At 51.3% G+C, this 22,074-nt stretch carries 23 protein-coding genes and 1 pseudogene; 18 read left to right on the top strand and 6 right to left on the bottom strand.

The window, feature by feature from the left end; genetic code table 11:
* Nucleotides 1-505: 505 nt before the first annotated feature.
* Nucleotides 506-1,212, bottom strand: a pseudogene (locus CIK95_RS05630) (transposase); the annotation flags it as partial.
* Nucleotides 1,213-1,645: 433 nt separating this feature from the next.
* Between CIK95_RS05630 and CIK95_RS05625 the strand changes: the two are divergent.
* From CIK95_RS05625 to CIK95_RS05615, 3 genes are read left to right on the top strand one after another with little or no spacing between them, the layout of a single operon-like run.
* The gene (locus tag CIK95_RS05625) at nucleotides 1,646-2,128 is read left to right on the top strand and encodes a hypothetical protein (RefSeq protein ID WP_254046427.1); all 483 of its coding nucleotides are present in this window, start codon (nucleotides 1,646-1,648) and stop codon (nucleotides 2,126-2,128) included.
* A gap of 16 nt (nucleotides 2,129-2,144) precedes the next feature.
* Nucleotides 2,145-2,978, top strand: coding sequence for a hypothetical protein (locus CIK95_RS05620; protein ID WP_094387412.1), 834 nt, complete (start codon nucleotides 2,145-2,147; stop codon nucleotides 2,976-2,978).
* Nucleotides 2,979-3,020: 42 nt separating this feature from the next.
* Nucleotides 3,021-3,386 (top strand): hypothetical protein, encoded by a 366-nt coding sequence (locus CIK95_RS05615; protein ID WP_094387411.1) that lies wholly within the window; start codon nucleotides 3,021-3,023, stop codon nucleotides 3,384-3,386.
* A 66-nt stretch (nucleotides 3,387-3,452) separates the two neighbouring features.
* Here the strand turns inward: CIK95_RS05615 and CIK95_RS13295 are convergent, their stop codons facing one another.
* The 3 genes from CIK95_RS13295 to CIK95_RS05605 form a co-directional block, all read right to left on the bottom strand.
* The gene (locus CIK95_RS13295) at nucleotides 3,453-3,722 is read right to left on the bottom strand and encodes a hypothetical protein (RefSeq protein ID WP_173823501.1); all 270 of its coding nucleotides are present in this window, start codon (nucleotides 3,720-3,722) and stop codon (nucleotides 3,453-3,455) included.
* A 35-nt stretch (nucleotides 3,723-3,757) separates the two neighbouring features.
* Entirely contained in the window at nucleotides 3,758-4,396 is a 639-nt protein-coding gene (locus CIK95_RS13445) for an IS982 family transposase (protein ID WP_256387372.1), read from the bottom strand.
* Between the two features lie 109 nt (nucleotides 4,397-4,505).
* On the bottom strand, nucleotides 4,506-6,476 hold the full coding sequence (locus CIK95_RS05605) for a KUP/HAK/KT family potassium transporter (protein ID WP_094387410.1): 1,971 nt from the start codon (nucleotides 6,474-6,476) through the stop codon (nucleotides 4,506-4,508).
* 499 nt (nucleotides 6,477-6,975) lie between these two features.
* On the opposite strand from CIK95_RS05605, the gene CIK95_RS05600 reads away from it, so the two are divergent.
* The 15 genes from CIK95_RS05600 to CIK95_RS05530 all read left to right on the top strand — a co-directional run bounded on the left by CIK95_RS05600 (nucleotide 6,976) and on the right by CIK95_RS05530 (nucleotide 20,632).
* Nucleotides 6,976-7,506: a DUF4199 domain-containing protein gene (locus CIK95_RS05600; RefSeq protein WP_094387409.1), complete on the top strand. Its 531-nt coding sequence runs from the start codon at nucleotides 6,976-6,978 to the stop codon at nucleotides 7,504-7,506.
* Between the two features lie 25 nt (nucleotides 7,507-7,531).
* The gene (locus CIK95_RS05595) at nucleotides 7,532-8,494 is read left to right on the top strand and encodes a glycosyltransferase family 2 protein (protein ID WP_022309954.1); all 963 of its coding nucleotides are present in this window, start codon (nucleotides 7,532-7,534) and stop codon (nucleotides 8,492-8,494) included.
* The gene (locus tag CIK95_RS05590; RefSeq protein ID WP_094387408.1) at nucleotides 8,482-8,964 is read left to right on the top strand and encodes a DUF6452 family protein; all 483 of its coding nucleotides are present in this window, start codon (nucleotides 8,482-8,484) and stop codon (nucleotides 8,962-8,964) included. The genes CIK95_RS05595 and CIK95_RS05590 overlap by 13 nt, the downstream gene beginning before the upstream one ends.
* A complete protein-coding gene (locus CIK95_RS05585; protein ID WP_371327124.1) occupies nucleotides 8,954-9,607 on the top strand; it encodes a DUF6048 family protein in 654 nt (217 codons plus the stop codon). The genes CIK95_RS05590 and CIK95_RS05585 overlap by 11 nt, the downstream gene beginning before the upstream one ends.
* A 13-nt stretch (nucleotides 9,608-9,620) precedes the next feature.
* Complete coding sequence (locus tag CIK95_RS05580; RefSeq protein WP_094387407.1) at nucleotides 9,621-10,655, top strand: FAD:protein FMN transferase; 1,035 nt, start codon at nucleotides 9,621-9,623, stop codon at nucleotides 10,653-10,655.
* Between the two features lie 31 nt (nucleotides 10,656-10,686).
* On the top strand, nucleotides 10,687-11,385 hold the full coding sequence (locus CIK95_RS05575; RefSeq protein ID WP_158215098.1) for a Crp/Fnr family transcriptional regulator: 699 nt from the start codon (nucleotides 10,687-10,689) through the stop codon (nucleotides 11,383-11,385).
* The gene (locus tag CIK95_RS05570) at nucleotides 11,382-11,597 is read left to right on the top strand and encodes a DUF4492 domain-containing protein (protein WP_022309949.1); all 216 of its coding nucleotides are present in this window, start codon (nucleotides 11,382-11,384) and stop codon (nucleotides 11,595-11,597) included. Before CIK95_RS05575 ends, CIK95_RS05570 begins: the two co-directional genes overlap by 4 nt.
* 65 nt (nucleotides 11,598-11,662) lie before the next feature.
* On the top strand, nucleotides 11,663-13,219 hold the full coding sequence (locus tag CIK95_RS05565; protein ID WP_094466488.1) for a cytochrome ubiquinol oxidase subunit I: 1,557 nt from the start codon (nucleotides 11,663-11,665) through the stop codon (nucleotides 13,217-13,219).
* Nucleotides 13,220-13,253: 34 nt separating this feature from the next.
* Nucleotides 13,254-14,357 carry a cytochrome d ubiquinol oxidase subunit II gene (locus tag CIK95_RS05560; protein ID WP_094423393.1) on the top strand — a complete coding sequence of 368 codons (1,104 nt, stop codon included), beginning with the start codon at nucleotides 13,254-13,256 and terminating at the stop codon, nucleotides 14,355-14,357.
* 67 nt (nucleotides 14,358-14,424) lie between these two features.
* Nucleotides 14,425-14,679, top strand: a complete 255-nt coding sequence (locus CIK95_RS05555; RefSeq protein ID WP_144007748.1) for a hypothetical protein — start codon at nucleotides 14,425-14,427, stop codon at nucleotides 14,677-14,679.
* Nucleotides 14,680-14,978: 299 nt separating this feature from the next.
* Complete coding sequence (locus tag CIK95_RS05550; RefSeq protein ID WP_094387403.1) at nucleotides 14,979-17,066, top strand: M3 family metallopeptidase; 2,088 nt, start codon at nucleotides 14,979-14,981, stop codon at nucleotides 17,064-17,066.
* 12 nt (nucleotides 17,067-17,078) lie between these two features.
* The gene (locus tag CIK95_RS05545) at nucleotides 17,079-17,528 is read left to right on the top strand and encodes a dCMP deaminase family protein (RefSeq protein WP_022309945.1); all 450 of its coding nucleotides are present in this window, start codon (nucleotides 17,079-17,081) and stop codon (nucleotides 17,526-17,528) included.
* On the top strand, nucleotides 17,509-19,194 hold the full coding sequence (locus CIK95_RS05540) for a S41 family peptidase (protein WP_094423372.1): 1,686 nt from the start codon (nucleotides 17,509-17,511) through the stop codon (nucleotides 19,192-19,194). The genes CIK95_RS05545 and CIK95_RS05540 overlap by 20 nt, the downstream gene beginning before the upstream one ends.
* A gap of 18 nt (nucleotides 19,195-19,212) precedes the next feature.
* The gene (locus CIK95_RS05535; protein WP_094387401.1) at nucleotides 19,213-19,743 is read left to right on the top strand and encodes a 5-formyltetrahydrofolate cyclo-ligase; all 531 of its coding nucleotides are present in this window, start codon (nucleotides 19,213-19,215) and stop codon (nucleotides 19,741-19,743) included.
* Nucleotides 19,744-19,759: 16 nt separating this feature from the next.
* The gene (locus CIK95_RS05530; RefSeq protein ID WP_094466487.1) at nucleotides 19,760-20,632 is read left to right on the top strand and encodes a hypothetical protein; all 873 of its coding nucleotides are present in this window, start codon (nucleotides 19,760-19,762) and stop codon (nucleotides 20,630-20,632) included.
* Between the two features lie 12 nt (nucleotides 20,633-20,644).
* Here the strand turns inward: CIK95_RS05530 and CIK95_RS05525 are convergent, their stop codons facing one another.
* On the bottom strand, nucleotides 20,645-20,935 hold the full coding sequence (locus tag CIK95_RS05525; protein WP_094466486.1) for a DciA family protein: 291 nt from the start codon (nucleotides 20,933-20,935) through the stop codon (nucleotides 20,645-20,647).
* Nucleotides 20,928-22,049, bottom strand: a complete 1,122-nt coding sequence (locus tag CIK95_RS05520) for a DNA replication/repair protein RecF (RefSeq protein ID WP_094387398.1) — start codon at nucleotides 22,047-22,049, stop codon at nucleotides 20,928-20,930. The genes CIK95_RS05525 and CIK95_RS05520 overlap by 8 nt, the downstream gene beginning before the upstream one ends.
* Nucleotides 22,050-22,074: the final 25 nt, after the last annotated feature.

Raw genomic sequence — 22,074 nt, 5'->3', positions numbered from 1 at the left:
CTGTAACTTTGTAATCGGTAGTCATATTAAATATTTTTGTAACTTATTGTAAATCACCTATAAAGGTACAAAATATTTGTGAGACTACCAACTTTTTTATGAACAAAATCTTATCCCGAACTGGGGTTCTCATGCTTGTCTTAACCTCTAATAATTAACTAAATGCAAAGTTATTGCAATCAGAATACTGCGGCAATACCCAAAAATAGGTATTTACATCGCCTCGTCCATCGTGCTGGGAAGCAGGGGTATCAGGTCGGTCGGCATGACCATTAAGCAAGCAAGAGAATATGGATAGGAATGGCGGCTTTTTATAAAACAATTGGTAACTATATACTTTTAACCCCCGAAAGGTATATAGTTACCAAAAACAATGGCAATGATATGGATGTTTAGCCAATAATAAAGGGCTGAATTCCAAGCGATGAATCCAGCCCTAATTCTTTATGCTCAAAAAAAAGTTTTGCGGACAGCGATAATTTTTAATCTGATGCTGTTATTTTTGGAACACTGTGTTCTCTGCCATGAAGGATTTGGGCAATCTGTCCCACCCGAAACCATTGTTCATATCATCGAAGATATGTTCTTTTCCTCCACGAAGGTTATAGAACTCGACAATTTCTCTTGCGGAAGATTCATAGTCGTTAGTCAGGATACAACGGTATGTGTATTCTCCTACCCAAAGGTCCTGCACACCATCCATCCGTTTCTGTCTTTGAATCACAAGTCGGTATGCTTTACCCTTCCACTTCTCAACAAGGATAGAGTTCAATTCAAAGTCAATGCCATTGATTTCCTCAGTCTTCCAGCCTCTGAGAGCAAAGATGTCATTATAGAGCGAACCGCAGCGGTTTGCGCGGATATAAAAGGACTTGCTGTGTTTCTCTACTTCTTCTGTGATTTCCTCGGAACATGATCCACAGTCAGCTATGAAACGATAGATAGTAAGCCCGTTCTGTTCAAATCTTTCAAAGAATCTCTTCAGCGTGTCTTTCTGATGGAAACGAACGTTTTCGTTAAGCCAGATGAGCAGAGCTAAGTTTACTTAAGCTCTGTCATGGCGAGAAAACGTGCCATGAAATGGAACAATCTACACCTCAGACCGAGGGTTGAGTCGATTACAGATGACAATGTGGAGTCAAATTGCTCCATGATTGAAAATATTTCTCCAAAAGGAGTGAGTTTCTCAGATTTAATTTGTATTTTTGCCATGTCTATCGTCGGATTCTCTTGTTTATTTTGCAACACTAAGATAAGTGAATTCTTCGACATGGAAAAATCCTGGGCAACTTTTTGTTGCTCAGGTACTTAAAAGGCCTAATTTATAATAGTGTTGCGGAATTAAGGGGTAATAAAAAAATGTACGAAAGTCTTGCCGACATAATCTTTGTCGTAAAAGAATAAATGAAGGAATGATGGTAATATTGCATAATCCAAATTCCATTTAGTTTTTTCGTAAAACAGAAACGATATGAGGAAAATTGCTGCTTTATTGTTTTTGTGCTTTATGCCTATCAGCCTATTTGCACAAACTTATAAAATGTATAAAACACGTAACTACCATAACCAGTTACGTTTGAATACTGCTACGGGAGAAGTGTTATAGGTGCAAGATGACGGTCAATCTTGGAAAATATGTGATGCAATGGAAGATGGTGGCGAAACTGATAATCGCTTTTGTCTTTATGAAACACAGAATATGTGGACTTTCATCATGCTTGATACTTTTACTGGAAAGAATTGGCAAGTCCAATTTAGCACAAAAGGAACAGATTACATGTTTGCTGCACCAATAAATTACTGGTCAAAAGCATATCCATCTTCAACTGATAGATGGCAGGGGAGATTCAAAATGTTTGCTACTCAAAATATGTGGACATTCATCATGTTGGATAGTTTTACAGGAAGACTTTGGCAAGTGCAATACGATACCAAGTCTTTAGACAACCTCCTTTGCGTTTCAATTAATGAAGAAGTTCTTGAAGCAGGTAATAGTAGCATTTTTACAATACAACCGATGACGAGTATGTATCAATACTATTTGATAAGCAATAAGTCCGGTGCAATGTGGCAATTTCAGTGGACAACTAAAGGTCCTGACTATAGATGGATCAAAAGGGTTAATTGACAAATTGTATTTGTTTATGAAAATTAAAAACATAAATGACATTACATTGTTTAGATACTTGTTTTGTCTTGATAAAAGAGAATTGCCACAAAGCATTCTTAATTGGTGTAATAATATCGGTAGTGCAATTGATTCTGACAGAGAGAATGCGATAAGAGAATTATCTACAGTAAAAGGAAACTGCCGTAATTTGGTCGTTTTCTCTAAGACATTTGTTGAGACGATGGATAAATCCTATATGAAATTTACACAATTTCATATTGATATTCTCCAAGAGTTAGATAATGAGAATGGAATTGTTCGTAGCCCATACTTTATAGAAGGGTGTTATGTCGTGTATAGCATAAAGAATGGCTGTCTTACTTTATGGATATTCCAAGACAACATCGATAAATATTTGTCGATACCTACATATTACATTTGTGTGTCACCAAAGGATAGAATTAAGGGAAATGGACATCAGTTAGACTGCATGGTTCTACCTCTTATTGATGGTTGTATGGAAGCAAATATCAGAGATTACATAGATATGGTCTTGGATTATTTGTGTTTAAGACAATGGGCAGAAGTGCAATTAGGTAAAGTTTCAACCACCATAAGAAAAGAGATTAAAAAGAACAAAAAGACTCAGATTGTCACAGAAGCAGGGCTTAATTACTATCGCTTTGATAGTAAGTGGTATACCGAAATCTGTAATGATGAGTCTTTCAAAGTTAGTGGTCATTTCAGATTACAACCTTATGGTGATGGTACAAGGAGGCTTATATGGATAAATGAATTCACCAAGAATGGCTATCATAGAAAAGCTACTATTGATAAGGTTAAAGATGGAGAAATCTCTTTAAACTAATAGAGGTGTGATACCAGCATTTACAAAAACAATAGTGTTACAATGGAAAATTTAGATTTGGACTTTTTAGCGGCACTTGCTAATGTTATTAAAGAACTGGAGAATAGTACTTTAAAATACATAGAACCTTCAACCTTAGGTGTTACACCTTCCAATAGAGACAAAGCCATAACGAATATCCTTAAAGAACATGAGGCTATAACTGTAACAACAGGAGGATGGGTAGTAAAGCCAAACGGAAAATTACAGTTGCTTTCACAAGAGGTCTCTTCGTTAATTAAGCAGAAGAAACAAAAAGAGAAAGATCATTTGATTGGTCGAATTAAGGATATAGGCAGCTTAGTTTTGTCCTCTATTGCAATAGTCATTTCTATCATTTCTATGATTATTTCGTGTTCACAGAGTTAGGATGCGAATAGTTTAATTGAGATAAGCCGACTGACTTTAGGCGAAAGTCTAAGGTTAGTCGGCTTGTCATTTTCCATAACTCTGTGCAATCATCATTCCTACAACTCCTGCAACCACAAAGATGCCGATAGAGAAGAAAAACCAGAAGAACCACTGGGCATAGTGACCGAGATAGCAGCCATCATATTCCTTGTATCGTTCACGGACTTTCTTCCGTTCATCAGCAAACATGGAATTGACCTCACGGATATGCATCTGTGCGGTCATCCATTGGCGTTCTTTGGCAAACAGTTCTTGGATTTTCTGCCAGTCAGCATCGTTGACATTTACAGACACCTTTAATTGTGTTGGCGTATTCTCTAAAACTTTGTCTAAGTGTTGATCGATTGATCAACCTTTTTGCTGATAGTAGTCACAGCACCACCTAATTTGGTTTCTGCACGTTGATACTGCTGAATGGTAGACTCCAGTTCAAATGTGGAATTGATGAAGGTATTGGTAGCCTTGTCAATGTCCTCACTCAACTGTTTTAACTCAGGAACACGGTTTACAAGTCCATCCTCGGCTTGCTGTTCCTCAACCTCGTTTTCGACATCATTCATCATGTTGTCGAAGTCGGAACTTTCTTTTATGACAGACCTTTTGCGCAACAGAATCTTGTCATACAATGGCATGAGTCTGTTTTTCATATTGCATTTCAAGCCAGTGACAATTTCAATGCCGTCGTTAAACAATCTCTCAAACAAGCCCTGTGAAATATATCCTTTGTCTGCGAATATTTTTCCGAACACATTATCACTCAATCTGTTAAACACATCTGTATTTCTGTCGTCAACATTCGCTTTCGTAAGCATAAAGTTAAGCAGTTCACCTCTCTCATTACATATCAGGTGCAACTTGAAACCGAAATACCATCCCATGGTACTCTCACCTCTTTCTGCATAACCACGGAACACCTTGTTCCTTGTTATGCGCTTGTTGTGGCATATGGGAATGCATGTACTGTCAATGAAACTTATACCCGTGTTACAACCATAAAGGTACTAAGAACTATTGGGATTACCAACTTTTACAAAGACTTTCTTATCCCGAACTCAGGTTACAATCAGTCGGTTTTGTTTATTCTTCTACAATTTGTGCGATTCGCCTGATGCTGCCAATGTGATGATTGATAATCAGCGGCACGCGTTCTACCACCACCATGGAAGTGTCAAGGCCCAATGCCTTTGGCTCGTCAATGCCTATCTTGCTGATAAGGGCGTAGATGGTCATCAGCAGGTTCTGCTGGCGGTTGACGGAACTCTCGGGATAATACACGCGGTGGATGATGATGAAACGGAAATCGCCAGGAATACCGTTTTTGCGGAGTGAAGGATAGGTGCTGGTAAGGTCAACCTTCTTGCTATCCACAAGGTCTTCCACCACTTGTCTCAGATAGAGACTAACCCGAGGCTCGATACGGAAACCTATGTGCATGGTCACGCTGTACAGTGTGTCGGGCACTAAGGTCTCGCAACTGTACTCCAGCGTATCAGGAGTATCTACAAACTCCATATTGATGAGCCAGTAATGGTCAGCGCGTTTAGGTTGCTTGTTGATGATGGAATATAGCAACTTGTCATCTACGGTACCTTGTTTGTCGGCATGGTTTACATAGACAAGATTGGAAGCGTACTTGGGGATGTCTTCGTCGGCTTTGATGTCGGAGATAATCTGATAATAGTCGTCCAGTGGTTTGGTGCTAATGTACTGGCGGCGTATCTTCATGGCACGTACCCATACATACATCATCAGGAACAGGATTCCGCTAATGAGCATTGTGCACCAGCCTCCTGCGAGAAACTTTGACAAATTGGCAGTTAAGAAGATGCCCTCGATGGTGCAGTATGTGCCAATAAACAATATCGTGAAAAGTCGCGCCATACCCTTGCTGTGCAGGTAGAAACCGAGCAGCAATGTAGTCATCAGCATGGTGATAGTAATGGCGAGTCCGTAGGCAGCCTCCATGTGTGAGGAGTCGCGAAACAGCAGGATGATGAGGACCACACCGATGTACATGGCAAGGTTGATTACGGGGATATAAAGCTGCCCTTTTACATGTGTGGGATGCTTGATTCGCATACGGGGCCAGAAGTGCAGGTTCATGGCTTCGCTCAAGATGGAGAAGGTACCGCTGATGAGTGCCTGACTCGCAACGATAGCCGCACCCGTGGCCATAATGATGGCGAAGACAAGTATGTTCTGCGGCATGATGGCAAAGAACGGATTCACGGAGTAGGCTGTCTGCACATGATTCAGCGCCCATGCTCCCTGTCCCAGATAGTTGAGAATGAGCATGGTCTTTACAAAGGCCCAACTGATGGTGATGTTCTTTCTGCCACAATGTCCCAAGTCGGAGTAAAGAGCTTCTGCACCGGTAGTACAGAGAAACACGGCACCCAGAATTAAAAACCATTGGGGGGATTTTGCCAACAGGATGACAGCATAATATGGGTTGAATGCCTTTAGTATCATAGGGAAGGTCGTGATACTGATGACGCCTATTATGCCCAACAGGAGAAACCATAGGAGCATGAAGACTCCGAAAGACTTGCCAATACTCTCGGTGCCAAACCGCTGCACAAAGAAGATGATGGTGATAATGGCAAGTGTAATGGGAGTGACAGGCAGATTCGGACTGATACTTTCGAGTCCTTCAATGGCTGTAGTAACCGTAATGGCAGGGGTGATAATTCCATCTGCCAGTAAGGTACTGGCGCCAATGATAGCCAGTATATAAATCCACTTACTCTTGAGGCGGCGCAGAAGAGCGTAGAGGGCGAGAATGCCTCCTTCGCCATTGTTGTCGGCACGCAGAGCCACACATACGTATTTGATGGAGGTCTGTAGGGTGAGTGTCCAAATGATACAGGACAATGCACCCAAGATAGTGCTTTCGTCGATGGCTTCGCCTGTATGGAGTATGGCCTTCATCACATATAGGGGTGATGTTCCAATGTCTCCAAATACGATGCCTAATGTGACGAGCAATCCCAAGAAGCCTACTTTATTATGGTTGCAGACAACTGGATGTCCTGAACAATCTTTCATCTTTCCTTCTCTTTATTAAGTGTTATCCTTCAGATTATAAAACAGTACACAAAGGTATAAACATACGAAGTAATACGCCCTTCGTTTAACAAGATTTATCGGTTTTAACATCTGGTGAAGTTCACTATAAGTATGCGAATGGCAGTCGCCCCATGCCAGGCGGGTAGCTACGAAGTATGTTTTTCTGTCTATACAATTGCCTTTGATTCTTCTTCAGAAACTCTTCGATTTTATCCCAAGAAACCAATCCTTTTCCGCCACCATCATATGTCGCTTATAAGCTATGAGCGTGTTCTGTTCTACAAGTTGTTGTCAACCAGAAGTTTTATAGGTCTTGACTAAGTCATGCCATATATCCCTTAAGGCCTTTGTCGATAACCAGCTAATTATCTTCCATCATTCTAAAAGGCGGAAGAACCAAAAAAAAAGACCATGGAAATGCGAAAAAATCGCAGTTTTATGGATTTTCTCTCTAAAAAACAGTACTTTTGCAGATAATATGACACTTAGCGACGCTTTCAAACAGGTCAAGGCCTTTGCGCGTATCGATGGCGTGTTCATGGCAGTGCTGTGGGCAGCCAGTTTTATGGCCATCATCTTCGACCCCCAGTCCGTGTGGGGCACGATGCTTGCCATAGCCACTCCCTTTGTGGCCGGCGCACGCCTCAAGGTCTTCCGTGACCGCGCCCTCGACGGAGTCATCTCGTTCCGTCGTGGCTATGCCTATCTGTGGTATACCTTCCTCTACGCCAGCCTGCTCTTCGCGGCTTTCCAGCTGGTCTACTTCCGTTTCTTCGACAACGGTGCCTTCATCGGCATGCTGGTGGGCGCCCTCCAGACGATAGAGGCCATCTACCGACAGCAGAACCTGTCGGTGCGAGAGCTTCAGGAGGCCGTCAACACGCTTCGCGCCACAAGCGATGTGCAGTTGGTGTTCACCTTCTTCACCCAGAACATCACGTTCTGCGCCATCATGTCGCTGCCCGTGGCTGCCATCATGCGCCGAAGTTATGCCCCCTATAATAAATAATGTATATATAAAACGTAAACAAGATATGGATATATCAGTAGTAATCCCCCTCTACAACGAGGAAGAATCGCTGCCCGAGCTCTTTGCCTGGATTAAGCGTGTGATGGAAGCCAACGGCTTCAGCTACGAAGTAATATTTGTCAACGATGGTTCTACCGACCACTCCTGGGACGTTATCGAGCGTCTGAGCAAGGAGTCGGAGCACGTGCGTGGCATCAAGTTCCGCCGCAATTATGGCAAGAGTCCCGCGCTCTACTGCGGATTCAAGGAGGTTAAGGGCGACGTGGTCATCACTATGGATGCCGACCTGCAGGATTCTCCCGACGAGATACCCGGACTCTACAAGATGATTATGGAGGACGGCTACGACCTCGTGTCGGGCTACAAGCAGAAGCGATATGACCCCCTGTCCAAGACCATCCCCACCAAGCTCTTCAATGCCACCGCCCGCAAGATCAGCGGTGTGAAGAACCTGCACGACTTCAACTGCGGCCTCAAGGCTTACCGCTTGGAGGTGGTCAAGAATATCGAGGTCTATGGCGAGATGCACCGCTATATTCCCTACCTGGCCAAGAATGCCGGCTTCGACAAGATTGGCGAGAAGGTGGTACACCACCAGGCCCGCAAGTATGGCAAATCCAAGTTTGGCCTTAACCGTTTCTTCAACGGCTATCTGGACCTGCTCACCCTGTGGTTCCTTTCCAACTTTGGCAAGAAGCCTATGCACGTCTTCGGATTTCTGGGCTCGCTGGTATTCTTCATCAGCTTCATCGCCCTCGCCATCTTGGGCATCAGCAAGCTGGTCGAACTGAGCCAGGGCAACTATGGCCATCTGGTCACCGACTCTGCCTGGTTCTATATCTTCCTCACCTCGATGCTTATCGGTACCCAGCTCTTCCTTGCCGGTTTCATCGGCGACCTGGTAAGCCGTAGCAACCCCAACCGCAATGATTACCAGATAGAGGAGGAGATACGATGCGGAAAATAGCGCTACTGCTTGTGGCGGTGGTGGCGGTGATTGCCTCGTGCTCGTCGATAGACTGTCCGCTCAACAATACCGTCTATACAAAGTATAGGCTGGCTGGCGACGTGACGACGCTCGACGACACGCTGACCATATCGGTCAAGCGCACATCGGGAGCCGACACCGTGCTGCTCAACAAGGCGCTGCGCGTGGACAGCTTCAGCATCCCGCTGAGCTACAGCCACGAGAGCGACGAGTACTACTTCGACATCCGTCCCGATGGCGGTGTGCGTACCATAGACACCGTGACCATCACCAAGACCAACGAACCCCATTTCGAGTCGGTAGACTGTCCTGCCACCATGTTTCATACGCTGCAGCAGGTCAAATGCACCCATCACCGCATTGACTCTGTTGTGATTAACCAGAATAAAGTAAGCTACGATGCTCAGAAACCGCATTTGCTCATTTATTTCAAGAGTCTTGGCAGTTAGCCTCATGCTTCTGCTGATGCCCCTGGCGCTGCAGGCGCAGAACCACAAGGGCAAGACCCTTACCGACCGCGACACCATACCCCTCTTCCGCGGAGTGGCAGTGTCGTTCGACCTCGTGGGCGTCATCCAGTCGGGTCTGGGCGACTATGGCCAGTACGAGGCTGCCGCCCGTCTCAATCTGCGCGACCGCTATTTCCCCGTTGTCGAGCTGGGTGTGGGCCATGCCGATGCCGACGATGTAGACAGTGGACTGCGCTACAAGACCTCGGCTCCCTACGGCCGTGTGGGTGTAGACTTCAACGTGCTGCGCAACAAGCACGACGTGAACCGCGTCTATGTGGGCGGCCGCTATGGCTATACCTCCTTCAAGTATGATGTCGACGGCACCGCTGTCAAGGACCCCGTGTGGGGCGACGATGTGGAGTACAGCTATAAGGACAACAGTGCCAACTGCCACTGGCTCGAACTGGTCGCTGGCGTCGATGCCCGCATCTGGGGCCCGTTGCGTCTGGGATGGAGCCTGCGCTACAAGCGCAAACTCACAGCCAAAGACCCCGCTATCGGCAAGGCCTGGTATATCCCTGGTTATGGTCGCTACGACGACCGTATCGGCGGCACCTTCAATGTAATCATCGAACTCTGACACCATCATCTATATGGAGCGAACAAGCAAGAAGAAACTGATAGGGCAGGGTGTGTTTCTGCTCTTTCTGATTGTGGCGACGGTCATCATCGTGCGCCAGAACCGGGCGATGCCCTACCAGCACAACAAGGGCATGATATTCGGCACCACCTACAGCATCGTGTACCAGTACGACCGCGACCTGCAAGCCGGGATACTCGACCAGCTGCAGCAGGTAGACAACTCGCTCTCTCCGTTTAACGAGACCTCCATCATCTCTCGCGTAAACCGCAACGAGACCGTCGAGGTCAACGACCTCTTCACCGATGTGTTTACGATGGCGCAGGAGGTCTCTGCCGACACCCACGGCGCCTTCGACATCACCGTGGCGCCGCTGGTCAATACCTGGGGCTTCGGTTTCAAGCAGGGTACCCCGCCCACCAAGGCTGTGATAGACAGTCTGCTGGCTATTGTGGGATATGAGAAGGTGAAACTCAGCGGACGCCATGTCGTGAAGCAGGACGCCCGCACCATGCTCGACTGCAGCGCCATAGCCAAGGGCTACGGCTGCGATGTGGTGGCGCGCTATCTGCGTGACCAGGGCGTGACCAACTATATGATAGAGATAGGCGGAGAAATCGTTGCCCACGGCGTCAACGACAAGCAGACCGCCTGGCGTATCGGCGTCACCAAGCCCACCGACGACAGTCTCAATATCAACCAGGAACTGCAGACCATCATCGATGTTGCCGACAAGGCGATGGCCACCAGCGGCAACTACCGTAACTTCTACTACAAGAACGGCCGCAAGTATGCCCATACCATTGACCCTGCGACCGGCTACCCTGTCCAGCACAGCATTCTCTCTGCCACGGTGCTCACCAACAGTTGTGCCCGTGCCGACGCCTATGCCACCGCCTTCATGGTGATGGGACTCGAGCGCGCCCAGGAGGTGCTTGCCCGACATAAGGACATGATGGCCTACTTCATCTATACCGACCGCGAGGGCCGCCATGCCGTGTGGTGCTCTCCGGCACTGCGCGACAAGATGGCCGACCCCGCCCGCTGATAGCGCCACCCCCTCTGACACCGTTACCCCTATGGACACGCTGCATATATACAACAAGCTGCTCCAGTTTGCCCTCTTCCAGGGACTGAGCAAGGCCGACCTCGGTGCGCTGGTGACCCATACCCGTCTGGGTTTCCACAAGTATGCCGAGGGCGACACCATAGCGCGTGCCCAGACCACCTGCGACCGCCTCTTCTTTCTCATCGACGGCAGGGTAGAGGTCGTCACCTCTGCCGACAACGGGTCCTATGCGGTGGCAGAGACCGCTGCGGCTCCGCTCTTGTTCGAGTACGAAGCGCTGTTTGGCGTGAGCCCCCATTATGCCAGCCTCTATCGCGCCCTGACGCCCTGCAGCGTCATCGGTATCGGCAAAGACGAAATCTATAAGTTGATAGACCGTTTTCCCATCTTCCGTATCAACTACTTCAATCTTCTCTCTGCGCTTATCCAGAAGCGACACGCCCGCTGTTGGCGCAGCCACGGCGAAAGCATCGACAGCCGCGTCGTCGACTTTGTCCATAGTCACAGCCGCTACCCCGTAGGCGCCAAGCGTGTGGTCGTCAAGATGGTACGCCTGGCCCAAGAGCTGGGTTGCAGCCGTCTCGAGGTGTCGCGCGCATTGCATCGGCTGCAGAACCAGGGGCGTCTGCAGCTCTTCCGGGGAGGATTTGTGGCCGACCTGGCAGCCCCAGCCCATCAGCAACCCACTCCAGACACTTTCCGACAATGAACAGAAACAATATATTATATAAGGTGTACCGGCTCTATGCCGACGGTTTCCGCACCATGACCCTCGGCCGGGTGCTGTGGGCAGTCATCCTCATCAAGCTATTTGTCATCTTCTTTGTGCTGAAACTCTTCTTCTTCCCCGATGTGCTGGAGCAGAAGGCGCACGACGGCGACAAGGCGGCCTATGTGGCTGGCCAGTTGGTGGGGCGCTGACCCGATGGCGGTGCTGCCCCTTAGAAATCTTACGACAATCATCAATCATCTTAAAATTATAAACAATGACACACCTGTTGACAATCGACCCAACCCTCATCGACTGGTCGCGTGCGCAGTTTGCACTTACAGCCATCTACCATTGGCTCTTTGTGCCGCTCACGCTGGGTCTGGCCCTCATCATGGGCATTATGGAAACGTGCTATTACCGCACAGGTAAACTATTCTGGAAAGAAACTGCCGTGTTCTGGCAGCGCCTGTTTGGCGTCAACTTCGCCATGGGCGTGGCTACGGGCATCATCCTCGAGTTTGAGTTCGGCACCAACTGGAGCAACTACTCCTGGTTTGTGGGCGACATCTTCGGCGCCCCGCTTGCTGTCGAGGGTATCGTGGCGTTCTTCATGGAGAGCACCTTCGTCGCCGTCATGTATTTCGGCTGGGAGAAGGTGTCGCGTGGCTTCCACCTCGCCTCTACATGGCTCACCGGACTCGGCGCCACCATCTCGGCATGGTGGATACTTGTGGCCAATGCGTGGATGCAGTACCCCGTGGGCTGCGAGTTCAATCCCGACACCGTGCGCAACGAGATGACGAGCTTCATTGATGTAGCCCTGTCGCCCTTTGCCGTCGACAAGTTCTTCCACACCGTCACCTCTACCTGGGTGGTGGGCGCCGTATTCGTGTGCGCCGTAAGCTGTTGGTATCTCTTGCGCCGCCGTGAGCAGGAGATGGCACGCCAGAGTATCCGCATCGCCAGCATCGTGGGCATCGTGGCCGCTGTGCTCACCATGACCACAGGCGACTTCTCGGCAGTGAAGGTGGCAGAGACCCAGCCCATGAAGCTGGCAGCCATGGAGGCACTCTACGACGGAGGCGAGGGCGTGTCGCTCACCGCCATAGCCGCTGTCAACCCTTTGGAGCAGTCCGACTATGCCCAGGGCGGCGAGGCTCCGCTGCGCATAGCCATCCCCAACGGACTCTCCCTGCTTGCCACCCACTCGATAGACGGCTACGTGCCCGGTGTCAACGACATCCTCAACGGCTATACCCGTGACGGCAAGCGCGAACTCTCTGCCGAAGAGAAGATGGAGCGTGGCCGTAGAGCCATCACCTCCCTTGCCACCTATCGCAAGCTGAAGGCTGCCGACGCCACCGACGCCCGACTGGACAGTCTGGCTGCCCAGCTGAAGCAGGACATGCCATATTTCGGTTATGGATATATCAAGGACCGAGCCGAACTGGTGCCCTATATCCCCGTCAACTTCTACGCCTTCCGCATCATGGTGGGCGTGGGGTCGCTCCTCATGCTCTTCTTCCTCGTCATCGGCCATATCGCCTGGCGCAAGGACATCACCGCCACCCATCGCTGGCTGTATCTGGCTGCCCTGGCGATGCTGCCCCTTACCTATATCGCCAGCGAGGCAGGATGGATAGTCGCCGAGTTGGGCCGACAGCCTTGGGCCATCCAGGACATGATGCCCACGGTGGCAGCCGTCTCCGACCTGCAGTCGGGCAGCGTGGCCCTGACCTTCTTCCTCTTCCTGATACTCTTCACCGTGCTGCTCATAGCCGAGGTCAGCATCATGTGCCGTGTCATCAGAAACTATAATGCCAACAAATAACAACTTGTGAAACCCTATACATCATAATATGATTATGACTTACGAATTCCTACAACAATACTGGTGGTTTATCGTCTCGCTGCTTGGGGCGCTGCTTGTGTTCCTGCTCTTTGTGCAGGGCGCCAACTCAATGGTTTATAGCCTTGGCCGTACCGAAGAAGGACAGCGCAAGGTGCTCGACTCTACCGGACGCAAATGGGAAATCACCTTTACCACGCTCGTCACCTTTGGCGGAGCCTTCTTTGCCTCGTTCCCCCTCTTCTACAGCACCAGCTTTGGCGGAGCCTACTGGCTGTGGATGATTATCCTCTTCTCGTTTGTGCTGCAGGCAGTGAGCTATGAGTTCCAGCTCAAGAAGGGCAATCTGCTTGGCACCCGCACCTACCGATGGTTCCTCATACTCAACGGCATCGTGGGTCCGCTGCTGCTCGGTGGCGCTGTGGCTACATTCTTCGACGGCTCAAACTTCCTGGTAGAGAAGGCGTCGCTGACCGATGTCGGCTCGCCCGTCATCAGCCGCTGGGCCAACGCCTCTGCCGGACTCGACGCGCTGCTCGACGTGTGGAACCTCGTGTTTGGTCTCGCCGTGATGTTTCTGGCGCGCATGCTGGGCACGCTCTATATTATAAATAATGTGGACGACGAGGACATCCGCTCGCGTGGCAGCGTGCGCCTCATCGGATGCACGGTGCCCTTCCTCGTGCTGTTCTTGGCCTTCTTTGTGAGACTGCTGCTCAAGGACGGATATGCCGTCGACGCCGCCACGGGCGTGGTGTCGCTGGAGCCGATGAAGTATCTGCACAACTACCTTGCCATGCCGCTGCTCGTCGTGCTCACCCTCGCGGGCGTGGTGCTGTTGCTCTACGGCGTGGTGCGCACCATCGTCAGCAAAACCTATATCCGTGGCATCTGGCCCGCCGGTGTGGGCGTGGTGCTGGTCGTGCTCTCTCTGCTGTTGGTGGCAGGCTATGCCGATACCGCCTACTATCCCTCCAATGCCGACCTGCAGTGCTCGCTCACTATTGCCAACAGTTGCAGCAGTGAGTTCACGCTCCGCACGATGTTCTACGTGTCGCTCCTTGTGCCGTTTGTCTTCGCCTACATCGCCTACGTATGGCGCGTGATGGACAGGAAGTAAAGCGATAGCCCCCATATTCCCGAAGGGGATGACTCCGTAAGGTTCAGCGGTTTTCCCGCGCCCCAAGGTGTCATCCCCTTCTGTCGTTTCTACCGCCGAGGGGCGCTTCGCCCGCAGCCCCGTCATGACCGTGAATGGCGACAAACCGCCCGTGACCGCAAATAAGTTGACGGCGAAGTGGGAAATACTGAAATCATGGTTTGCCACACATAAATCGCAGTCCGAAATACAGAAATCAAACCCTGAAATCATCGCCAATGCCATCTCTGTGGGAAATGGCTTGGTGGGCAGCGGTCTGGAGCGGGTCTGGGTGGCGCCGTAGGCAAGTTCATGGGTCGCGAAATGGGCGAGGGGAGTGGCGGATCAAAGCCCGCTCAAGGCATGAATGACAGCGGCCGTCGCCAATGGAAGTAAAACATTAGTTAAAAAAATGGATATAATGGCTTGAATATGTTAGTTTTTTACTATTTTTGCATAAAATAGGCGGCACCTCAACCATTAAGCGAGCTTATGGCGTTCGGTTTGCACTATTTTTGCATAAAATAGGCGGCGCCTCAGCCATTAAGCGTGCTTGTGGTGAACAGGAGCGCCGTCACTGCATCGAAATCAACTACGAATAGTATGGACATTACAGCAAATATAGACAAAACTCAGGAAAATCCCTTTTTCCTGCCATATAACACCCCTCACGACACTGTTCCTTTTGATAGAATAAAGACCGAACACTATGAAGAGGCGTTCATGGAGGGTATACGCCGTGACGATGAGGCTATCGACAAGCTCATCAACGACCCCGAAGAACCCACCTTTGAGAATACTCTCACCCGAGTGGACCTGAGCAAGGGCGAGCACTATTATGATTTGCTCGACCGCGTGTCGAGCGTGTTCTCGTGCATGCTCAGTGCCGAGACCAGTGATGAGATGGACGCCCTGGCCCAGAAACTCAACCCTATACTGACCAAGCACGCCAACGACGTGTCGCTCAACCGTCGTCTCTTTGAGCGCATCAAGTATGTCTATGAGCACCATCGTGAGCTCACGCCCGAGGAGAGTATGCTGCTGCAAACCTCTTACGACGGATTTGTGCGCAGCGGTGCCCTGCTCAGTGACGAGGACAAGGAGAAGCTGCGCCGGCTGACCGAAGAAGCCAGCATGCTCTCGCTGCAGTTCTCTCAGAACCTGCTGAAGGAGAACAAGGCATATCAGTTGCACATCACCGACGAAGCAGAGTTGAGCGGACTGCCCGACACACAGCGTGAGGCTGCCGCCCAGGCTGCTGCCGAGAAGGACAAGGAGGGTTGGGTGTTCACGCTCGACTTCCCCAGCTATTCGCCCTTCATGACCTATGCCGACAGGCGCGACCTGCGTCGTGAGATGTATATGGCCCACATGACCGTATGTACCCACGACAACGAGCAGAACAATCTGGAGATATGCAAACGGCTGGTCAATCTGCGCCGCGAGGTGGCACAGCTGCTGGGATATGACACCTATGCCGACTATGTGCTGGTGCAGCGCATGGCGACCAATACCGCCAATGTCTATCGTCTGCTCGATGACCTCATCGAGGCTTACAAGCCCACCGCCGTCAACGAGATGGAAGAGATAGAGCAGATGGCGCGCCGCCACGAGGGCGACGACTTCAAGCTGGAGCCCTGGGACATCTCCTACTACGCCCACAAGCTCAAGATGGAGCGCTATAATCTCGATGCCGAAATGCTGCGCCCCTACTTCAAGCTGGAGAACGTCATCGGCGGCGTCTTCGGACTGGCTACCCGTCTCTACGGCATCACCTTCAAGGAAAACGCGGATATCCCCGTGTATCATCCCGATGTCAAAGCCTATGAGGTGTACGACAACGACGGAGAGTATCTCGCTGTGCTCTATGCCGACTTCCATCCGCGCAAAGGCAAGCAGAACGGAGCATGGATGACAGAGTTTCAGGGACAGTGGATAGACCGCAAGGGCAACAATGTGCGCCCGCATGTGTCACTGGTCATGAACTTTACCAAGCCCACGGCCGAGAAGCCGGCACTGCTCACGCTGAGCGAGGTGGAGACCTTCCTGCACGAATTTGGTCACTCGCTCCACGGCATGTTTGCCAACACCCGCTTCCAGAGTCTCTCGGGTACCAACGTGTGGTGGGACTTCGTCGAACTGCCTTCCCAGTTTATGGAAAACTATGCCGTAGAGAAGGAATTCCTCAGTACCTTTGCCTACCATTATCAGACCGGCGAGCCTCTGCCCGACGAGCTTATCCGCCGCATCGTGGACAGCCGCAACTTCATGGTGGGCTACAGCTGTCTGCGTCAGGTGAGTTTCGGTCTGCTGGATATGGCCTACTACACCCAGCGCGACGCCTTCGATGACGACATCATCGACTACGAACACAAGGCTTGGGCCAAGGCAATGGTCACTCCGCAGCTCAAGGACACATGCATGACGGTGCAGTTCTCCCACATTATGGCGGGCGGATATGCAGCCGGCTACTACAGCTACAAATGGGCTGAGGTGCTCGACGCCGACGCCTTCAGCGTCTTCAAGAAGCACGGCATCTTCGACCGTGCCACCGCCCAGAGCTTCAGAGACAATATCCTCTCGCGTGGCGGTACCGAGCATCCCATGACGCTCTACAAGCGCTTCCGCGGTCAGGAGCCCACCATCGACGCACTGCTCGAGCGCAACGGAATAAAAAGCGACACCCAATAACAACATACCGACATGACAGAAGAAGAGAAGCGATACCGCCTTGACCTGCGTTATCTGCGCATGGCACATATATGGGCCGAGAACTCCTACTGCCGTCGCAGGCAGGTAGGGGCGCTGGTGGTCAAGGACAAGATGATTATCAGCGACGGCTATAACGGCACACCGAGTGGGTTTGAAAATGTGTGTGAAGACGAGAACAATCTCACCAAACCCTATGTGCTGCACGCCGAAGCCAACGCCATCACCAAGTTGGCACGTAGCAGCAACAACAGCGACGGCTCTACGCTCTATGTCACCGCCTCGCCCTGTATAGAGTGTGCCAAGCTCATCATCCAGGCAGGCATCAAGCGCGTGGTCTATGGTGAGAAGTATCGTCTTGAGGATGGTATCAACCTTCTGAAGCGTGCAAATATCGAAGTGGTTTATCTTAATGCTAACGACAATGAATCAGAAAAAGTCTAACAGATTCACTCCGCTGCTGATGGCCCTGTGCATCATCATAGGCATCATCATCGGAACATTCTATGCCAATCATTTCTCGGGCAACCGACTGAATATCATCAACAGCGGCAGCAACCGCCTGAGCAATCTGCTGCATATCATCAGCGACCAGTATGTAGACGAGGTCAACATCGACTCGCTGGTGGATGTGGCTATCCCGCAGATTCTCTCCGAGCTCGACCCTCACTCTGTGTATATCAATGCCAAGCAGGCGCAGACTGCCACCGACGACCTGAAGGGTTCGTTCTCGGGTATCGGTGTCGAGTTTGTCATCCGACAGGACACTATTCACATCCAGGGCGTCATCAAGAACGGTCCCGCCGAAAAGGCCGGCGTTCTGGCAGGCGACAAGATTGTGAGCGTGGATGGCAAGCCGTTTGTGGGTAAGATAGTGACCCAGGAAGAGGCCATGCACAGGCTCAAGGGCCCCAAGGACACCAAGGTCAAGATAGGCGTGGTGCGCTATGGCTCCAAGATGGTCCATACCTTTACCATCACGCGTGGCGACATCCCCCAGAAGAGCATCGCCGCCACCTATATGCTCGACGACAAGACCGGCTACATCCGCGTGAAGAAATTCTCTGAGACCACCTATGCCGAGCTGCTCATCTCGCTGGCCAAGCTCTCGCAGAGCGGGTTCACCAATCTCGTGATAGACCTGCGCGACAACACCGGCGGCTATCTCGAGACGGCTGTGCAGATGGCCAACGAGTTCCTGCCCAAGAACCGTCTGATAGTATATACCCAGGGCCGCAAGCAGCCCAGGCAGGAGTTCCTCTCCGATGGTCGCGGCAGCTACAAGGATATACCGCTTGTGGTGCTTATCAATGAGGGCTCGGCCTCTTCGTCTGAAATCTTTGCCGGCGCCATCCAGGACAATGACCGCGGTACCATCATCGGCCGCCGCTCGTTTGGCAAGGGCCTTGTGCAGAAGCAGATGGAGTTCCCCGACGGCAGCATCATCCGTCTTACCACCGCCCGCTACTACACTCCTTCGGGCCGCTGCATCCAGAAGCCCTATACCATGGGCGACGAGTCGTTCTACGCCCAAGACCTGGTAGACCGCTATCAGCACGGCGAATACTTCTCGCAAGACTCCATCAAGCACACCGGTCCGGCTTATCACACCCATATCGGACGCGTGGTCTATGGCGGTGGCGGCATCACCCCCGACATCTTCATCCCCGAAGACACCCTGGGTATGACGTCATATTACAAGCGGGCTGCCATGAGCGGACTGATACTGCAGTTTGCCTACGACTATACGGATGATAACCGTGCCAAACTGAACGGGTATCGCAACATGCAGTCGCTTTACGACTATCTGAAGACACAGAACCTCGTGGAGCGATTTGCCTCCTATGCTGACCGCAACGGTCTGCAGCGACGCAACCTGATGATACGCAAGTCGCACAAGCTGCTCGACCAGTATATCAACAGTCGCATCATCTATAATATGCTCGACGAGGAGGCTTGGAACGAATACCTCAACCAGGACGATGACAACATCAGGGCTGCTCTCAATGTCTTTGCCCAGGGCAAGGCGTTTCCCAAGAAGCCGGCAGTCAAGAAAAAGGCAGTGAGGAAGGTCGCCGTAAAGAAGGCGGTGGCCAAGCACAGAAAATAACATAATCACCCAGGCGATATGTCTAAGAAGGAACTAAGACAACTTATCCGCCAACGCAAGCGACAGTTCACCCAGCAGGAGTTGGGCGAACTGTCGCTTGCCGTTGTGGGGCGTCTGTCGGCCCATAAGCGGATGGCAGAGGCACAGACCGTGATGCTCTATTGCTCGTTGCCCGATGAGGTGGACACACATGGGCTCATAGACACGCTCTACGGCGAGGGAAAGACCGTGGTGCTGCCTGTGGTGACCGGCGAAGGCGAGATGGAGCTGCGCGTCTATCATGGCGCCGACAGTCTGCGTCGTGGCTCTTTCGACATACTCGAACCCGTGGGCGAGCGCTTTGCCGACTACGAAAGCATCGACCTGGCTGTCATTCCCGGCATGGCCTTCGACGACAGCGGCCATCGGCTTGGGCGCGGCAAGGGTTACTACGACCGCTTCCTGGTCAATCTCCCTCACTGTTATAAGATAGGTATGTGTTTCGACTTCCAACGCGTGGAGCATGTGCCGTGTGAGTCTACCGATATCGCCGTAGACGAAGTGATATAACCTACAGACAATAGATATGAAACGCATTATCCTCATGCTGATGATGGCGACGGGCGTCATGACCTCGCTTGCCATTACGCCCATAGACTCGCTCGAGCTGCGCCGACTGCAGCAGATGGCAGACTCGGTGGTCGACGAAGCCCGCAGACTGTATCTCTATGAGTATCTGGCTTGGCACAGTGCCGACGAACTGACCAAGCACAAGGTGGATGTGAAGAAAATCGGCATGGGAGGCGTCACCGTCGACGACAACGGCATCATGCACTACATCTATGTGGACAAGAAAGGCGAGCTGCTGCTTGATTATGTGCTCGACCCGCAGTCGATGTTCTCGATAACCACGACCAAGAAGCGTGCCCTCGACAACAGTGAGATGCAGGCGATGGTCTTGCGGACACAGGCCATCAAGACGGTGGTGGAGACGTGTGGCGACAGCATCTTAAACTATAGCTCCGCCGACGGTACGCTCAACTTCGACGTGATACCCATGGACAACGGCCGGCTCAGGATGTACATCATCCAGGGCACGACCCATACCGATGTGCAGCCGTTTGGCAATGATTATGTCATCGACCTGGACGGCAAGCTCCAGGTGACCTCGTTCAGGCGGCTGCACAACTTCTATATAGAGATACCCATCGGCAATGACTCCAACTCTATCTCGCACAGGCATGCTCCCGACAGCGAGATGATTACGGCTACCGACATCGTCAGCTTCATGCTCTACGGTCACGACCTCTTCGGTCTGGGGTCGACCTACGTGACCTTCAAGCCCCACGCCGACAGCGAGGGCTACGTTGTGGTCTTCGACGCCAATCGCTTCAAGGCCGTGGTGATGACCCAGGGTATGGTCGAAAAGTTTGTGAACGAAGACAAGAAAGATAAATAAGGAATAAAAGCCTCAGTAGATGCGCACATCGGCGATGACCATGGCGCCTACTTCGGCATTGAGACGCTGTACCAACTTGGAACGCATCATAGACAAATCCTGCCTGAGGGCGGGATTTGTTATTTTTACAAACAGCGTCTGGTTCTTGATGAACTTCTCGCCGGTATATCTGCCCACGGTGGCGCCGGTCACCGTCTCCCAGGCGTCGATAACTCTCCGCTGCAGCAAGGGCGTCTCCAGCCCCTGGTCGCGTAGCAGGTGATTGATAACATCACCGATTGATTTTACATTGCGCTTAAACATGATTGTCGTCCTCCTTGCGTTGGGTGATTTCTCCATCTTCCACCTCAAACAACTTATAGTCCATCGCGCTGTGCTGGAGTATACGGTCCAGGTGGTCACGGTTGGTATCGGTGATGAATATCTGCCCGAAGTTGTCGGCCGATACCAACTTCACAATCTGCTCCACGCGGCGTGCGTCGAGCTTGTCGAATATGTCATCGAGCAAGAGCAGCGGCACCGTGGCCGTCACTGTGCGCTTGAGAAACTCAAACTGTGCCAGCTTCAGCGCCAGCACAAACGTCTTGTTCTGCCCCTGGCTTCCCTCGCGCTTCATCTGATAGTCGCCGAGCATCATCTCGATGTCGTCGCGGTGTACGCCATGGAGCGAGTAGCCCACGGCGCGGTCTTTGGCCCTGTCGCGGCGTATCACGTCGATGAGCCGTCCGCGCTGGCAATGAGAGATGTAGCGCAGGCTCACCTTCTCCTTGTTCTCGGATATGGTCTCGTAGATGTGCTGGAACACGGGAATGAGCTGGCTGATGAACTCGTCGCGCCGGCGATAGATAATCTCTCCCTGTGAAGCCATCTCCTCCTCCCAAATGTCGAGCAGGGCAGGGTCGGGCTCAGCCTCCATCTTGAGTAGGGCATTGCGCTGTTGCAGGGCCTTGTTGCAGCGCATCAGGGCATCGGCGTAAGCCACATCGTACTGGCATATCACCATATCCATCAGCCTCCGGCGCTCCTCGCTGCCCCCGGCAATGAGCACGCTGTCGGCGGGCGAGACAAAGACCAGCGGGATGAGCCCGATATGTTGGGCCAGACGCTTGTAGTCTTTCTTGTCGCGCTTGAAATGCTTCTTCACCCCACGCTTCATGCCGCAGTAGATGTTGAAATCCTCACCGCTGTCGCTCCTGTAGTCGCCATCGAGCACAAAGAAGTCCTGGTCGTGCATGATTACCTGCGAGTCGATGGGCGTGAAGGCGCTCCGACAGAACGACAGGTAATAGACAGCGTCGAGAAAGTTGGTCTTTCCCACGCCGTTCTGCCCTATAAGACAGTTGATTTTGGGCGACAACTCTATCGTTGCCTCCCTTATGTTCTTGTAGTTGAGTATGGACAGTCTTTTCAGAATCATAGCGGCTTTATCCTTGCTCTCTGGG

Source organism: Prevotella sp. P5-108, from assembly GCF_002251385.1.
GTDB lineage: Bacteria > Bacteroidota > Bacteroidia > Bacteroidales > Bacteroidaceae > Prevotella.
Note: the sequence above shows the minus strand (reverse complement) of the source record. Positions and strands in the feature narration are given on the sequence as shown.